At 31.4% G+C, this 1,583-nt stretch carries 1 protein-coding gene; it reads right to left on the reverse strand.

The window, feature by feature from the left end; translation table 11 throughout:
- On the reverse strand, nucleotides 1-1,470 hold the full coding sequence (locus BN3004_RS00035; protein WP_058259270.1) for an IS1182 family transposase: 1,470 nt from the start codon (nucleotides 1,468-1,470) through the stop codon (nucleotides 1-3).
- Nucleotides 1,471-1,583: the final 113 nt, after the last annotated feature.

Consider the following 1,583-nt stretch of genomic DNA (forward strand, 5'->3'; position numbering starts at 1 on the left):
TCAGAGTGAAGACAAACCCAGGAATTTTTTCCTGGGTTTGCTTATTTTTATTAAATTTAGTAAAAAATCAAATTTTTTATGTATTTTTGCAAATAAACGAGTAAATACCTCCTTATTTGGATCCATCCTATACATCATTAGTGCTAGTTTTTTCATATTTAAGCATGCAAAAGTAAGCGCAGCTTTCATATCCATCTTAGCTTTGCCCTTCATGTTTGTATATCTAAAACTATGATACTCTTTTGCGCTTCCAAATTGTCTTTCTATTGTTTCTTTTCTTCTTGCGTATTCTTTCTTGCCTTGATTTGTATATCTATATTCTTCTGTTATGTCAAGGTAGTCTTGCCATATATGTCTTGTTATTACTTTTTGTTTGTTTTTACTATGTGTGCATCTATCTATGTTAGGACAGTTCTTGCAGTCGTTTATATCACTTTTATACTGTCTGTATCCTTCTCTATCTGTAGTTTTGTAATTTAAAAGTTTTCCTTGTGGACATATGTAGCAGTCATAATATTCGTCGTATATGTAGTCTCTTTTGTAGTATGGATTTTCTATTTGTAAGTTTCTCTTTTGTCTTGTATATGGAAATACTGGGAGTATTTTATCGTCTATTAATGTTTTTGCTATGGCTGGTATTTTGTAACCTGCATCCATAACTATCTTTTGGGGTTTCATCTTTTTTAGTTTTTCTTCATAGAATGGTAAAAATGTTGTGCTGTCATGTAAATTTCCTGGAAATGATTTGTATGCTAGTATCCAGCCGTTTTTATCGCATGATGTTTCTACGCAATAGGCGAATACTTCTTTATGTTCTCCTTTGTGAAAGAGGCCGCTTTCTGGATCTGTTGTTGACTGAACTATCGTTTGCCTCTCTTTATCTTCTTTCTCTTTTAAGGGCTTTTTTCCGTTTTCTTCTCTTTCTTGTGCTATTTCTTTGTCTAGCTGTGCTTGATATCTTCTTGCTTTTTTCTCTATTGTTACTTTTTTGTTTTTATGTCTGTTTGCATGTGCTTTAACATGTGTTGAGTCTACGAATTGAATCTTCTCATCCACAAAACCTTGTTCTAGTGCTTGGTTTAATATGTTTTGGAAGATGTTTTCAAATATGTCTGTATCTTTGAATCTTCTTCTATAGTTTTGGCTGAATGTTGTAAAGTGTGGAATCTTGTCGTAGAAGTCATATCCTAAAAACCATCTGTATGCAATGTTTACTTCTATCTCTTTTATTGTTTGCCTTATGCTTCTTATGTTGAATAGGTATTGTATGAATATTATCTTCATTAGCACTACTGGATCTATGCTTGGTCTTCCGTTATCTAATGAGTATTTATCTTCTACTAAATCATAGATAAAGTCAAAGTCTATATACTTATTGATCTTTCTTAGTATGTGTTCTTGTGGAACTAATTCTTCAACTGAAATTATTTGTGCTTGATCTGTTTTTGATTTACTATTTTTATGTAACATTTTATCACCTTCTATGTATTATATATACCCAATAGATGTGTATTTTAAGAGGTTTTCAAGTAAAAAAGTAGGCGTATTTTTATAAAAATACGCCTACTTTGTCAACAGTCTGA

The sequence above is a fragment of the Fenollaria timonensis genome (assembly GCF_001457835.1).
Lineage (GTDB): Bacteria > Bacillota > Clostridia > Tissierellales > Peptoniphilaceae > Fenollaria > Fenollaria timonensis.